The 3,028-nt window shown below is 63.8% G+C and carries 3 protein-coding genes; 1 reads left to right on the forward strand and 2 read right to left on the reverse strand.

The window, feature by feature from the left end:
• Positions 1-713, forward strand: a 713-nt coding sequence (locus HLUSI_RS30670; RefSeq protein ID WP_040503899.1) for a DbpA RNA binding domain-containing protein, incomplete at its 5' end; no start/stop codon positions are given.
• Positions 714-789: 76 nt separating this feature from the next.
• Here the strand turns inward: HLUSI_RS30670 and HLUSI_RS0124990 are convergent.
• Positions 790-2,094 carry an LLM class flavin-dependent oxidoreductase gene (locus HLUSI_RS0124990; RefSeq protein ID WP_016836532.1) on the reverse strand — a complete coding sequence of 435 codons (1,305 nt, stop codon included), beginning with the start codon at positions 2,092-2,094 and terminating at the stop codon, positions 790-792.
• A gap of 9 nt (positions 2,095-2,103) precedes the next feature.
• On the reverse strand, positions 2,104-3,028 hold a 925-nt coding region (locus HLUSI_RS0124995), incomplete at its 5' end, for a sulfonate ABC transporter substrate-binding protein (protein ID WP_016836533.1).

A 3,028-nucleotide genomic window follows, 5' to 3' on the forward strand; every position in this document is an offset into this window, starting at 1 on the left:
ACGCCAAGCACATCGGCCGCATCGAAATCTTTGACGACCACAGCGTGCTCGACCTGCCGGGCGACATGCCTGACGACTTGCTGCAGCATCTGAAGAAAGTCTGGGTCGCCGGCCAGCAACTCAAGATCAGCGTCACCGACGAACGTCCGCCGATGCTGCGCGCCGAACGCGGCCCGCGTACGGATCGTCCCGAGCGCAGCGACCGTGGCGACCGCCATGAACGTGCCGAGTCCGCTCCGGCTTCTGCACCCGTGGAAGAACCGCGCAAGACCAAGGGCAAGGAAAAAGGCAAGCCCGAGTTCCAGATGCAGACCTTCCGCATCGAGATCGGTCGCGCCCACGCGGCGACGGCAGCGAGCATCGTCAACGCCATCGCCACCGAAGCCGGACTCGAGGCCAAGCACATTGGCCGTATCGACATTCACGATGATCACAGCACATTGGACCTGCCGGCCGGCATGCCCAAGCCGCTGCTGCATCAGTTGAAAGTGGTCGAGATCGCCGGGCGCAAGATGAACATCAGCATCATCGGCACCGGCACCGAGCATCACGACAAGACCCCGGCGAAGAACGCCACGCCGCCCAAGGTCAACAGCAGCGCCCGTGCCGGTCGTCCTGGCGACAAGCGTTCGGACAAGCGAGAAGGTCGTGGCCCGGATACACGTGTGTCCGGTCAGGCCAAGCCGCATCGCAAGGGCGGAAAATCTGAGTAAGTTGCAGTAATTGGCACGATGAAATGAAAACGGCGCGAAGTGATTCGCGCCGTTTTCATTTGTGCCTCCCTTGTCCTCAGCGCAGATAACTGCGCAAGGTATCGCCCTCGTAATCCAGCCGGAATTGTCCGCGCCGTTGCAGCTCCGGCACCACCAGATCGACGAAGTCGTCGAAGCCTTCCGGCAAGTGCGCCGGCGTGATCACGAAGCCGTCCGCCCCTTGCTGCGCCACGATGTGTTCCATCCAGTCGGCAATGTCTGCAGCGGTGCCCGCCACTTGCGGCACCAGTACGCCGCCGGCGTACAGCCTGCCGATATCGGCCAGCGTGAGGCGGCCTTCGCTCGACAATTCCTTCACCAGTCCGAACAGGCCCTGCATGCCGGCCACCTGGATGTCGTCGATCGGCGCGTCCAGCGCATGCGCTGAAAAATCCACGTTCATGTGGCTCGACAAGGTTGACAGGCCGACGATGGGATCGACCATCGCATTGTGCCGCGCGCGCTTGTCTTCCGCCGCGGCTTTACTCTTGCCGACGAAGGGCATGAGCGCGGTCAGCACCTTGATGTCGGCAGGCTTGCGGCAGAATTTTTCAGTGCGGCTTTTCAGGTCCTGGTAGAAGCGCTGCATGCGTGCAAGGTCGGGCTGGATGCCGAACACCACTTCCGCCCAGCGCGCCGCAAAATCCTGGCCGCGATGCGACGAGCCGGCCTGGATGATGACCGGACCGCCCTGCGGCGAGGCCGGGATGTTGAGCGGGCCGCGCACGCTGAAATGCGTACCGCGATGATCGATCGCATGGACATGATCCGGATCGGCGTAGCGTCCGCTGCCTGCTTCCAGCAGCAGCGCTTGCGCATCCCAGCTGTTCCATAACTTGTGCGTGACCTCGAGAAATTCATCGGCACGGTCGTAGCGCTCGTCATGGCCCAGGGTTTCACGCAGGCCGAAGTTGTCGGCCTCGCCCTGGTTCACCGAGGTCACCACGTTCCACGCCGCGCGTCCCGCCGACAAATGATCGAGCGTGGAAAATTCACGCGCCAGGCTGTACGGTTGCGAGTAGGTAGTCGAGCGGGTGGCGCCGAGTCCGATGCGCGACGTCACCGCCGCGATCGCTCCCAGCACCGGCAGCGGATCCATGCGTGTCGCATCCTGGTCGCCGTGCGCCACGCCATAGCGATGGCTGCCGCCGAAGCGCGTCGACACCGCCAGCCGGTCGGCGAAGAACAGCAGGTCGAACTTGCCGCGTTCCAGCGTCTGCGCAATGCGCTTGTAGTAATCCAGCGTCAGGAATCCGCCCGGCGTGCTGCGCGGATGGCGCCACAGAACCTGGCTGTGGGCCGCATTGCCGGCGATCAGGAAGGCCGCAAGATGTATCGTCATCGCAGGCGCTTACAACAAGGCTTCGCCGTAAACCTTGTCCTTGACCTGCACCTGATTCTTGATCAGGCCGAGCTTGTAGAAGGCTTCGACGATTTGCTGTTGCTCCTGGATGATGCCGGCGTTGATCGGCACCGTGGTGTAGTCGCGGCGCTCGGTCGCCAGGCGCAGCACCTTGGGATCGACGCCCAGCTGCGGCGCCAGCAGGTCGGCGGTTTCCTGCGGGTGGGCCTGAGTCCAGTTGTTGGTCTTTTTCAGCTCGGCGAACAGGACGCGGATGATGTTCTTGTTCTGGTCAGCGAACTTCGGCGTGGCCAGATGGAAGGTGCGGTTGTTCGACAAGCCGGTGCCGTCGCGCAGGATGCGCGGACGCGTCGAGATTTCCTGACCGGCCAGGAACGGATCCCACAAGCCGGCCGCGTCGACGTTGCCCGACTGGAAAGTCGCACGCACGTCGGCGGCGTTGGACAGATACACCGGCACGATGTCGTTGTAGCTGAGACCGGCTTCTTCGAGCGCGCGCACCAGCAGGTATTGCACGTTCCAGCCGCGCCCCAGCGCGACCTTCTTGCCCTTCAGTTCCTTGATCGAGCGGATCGGCGAATCCTGCGCGACGAAGATGCCGATGCCCTTCGGATACGGTTGCTCGGCGGCGAGATACACCGCGTTGACGCCCGAGGCGTTGGCGAACACCGACGGTGTGTCGGCCGCGTGGCCGAAGTCGATGGCGTCGGCGTTGAGCGCCTCGGTCAGTTGCGGCCCCGCCGCGAACTCGAACCACTTCACCTTCCAGCCCAGCGGCGCCAGCGCCTTTTCCAGGTTGCCGGTGCCCTTGAGGATATTGAGCGTGTTGAACTTCTGGTAGCCGATGCGCAGCGTGCGCTCTTCGGCGGCGTTGCTCCAGCCGGCCGCGCCGACCAATGCGGCCGCCGCGGGC

The organism is Herbaspirillum lusitanum P6-12 (assembly GCF_000256565.1).
Classification (GTDB): domain Bacteria; phylum Pseudomonadota; class Gammaproteobacteria; order Burkholderiales; family Burkholderiaceae_D; genus Herbaspirillum; species Herbaspirillum lusitanum.

Excerpts from the sequence above, each read along its gene's own strand:
- HLUSI_RS0124990 (WP_016836532.1), bottom strand. The coding sequence starts at position 2,094 with ATGACGATACATCTTGCGGCCTTCCTGATCGCCGGCAATGCGGCCCAC.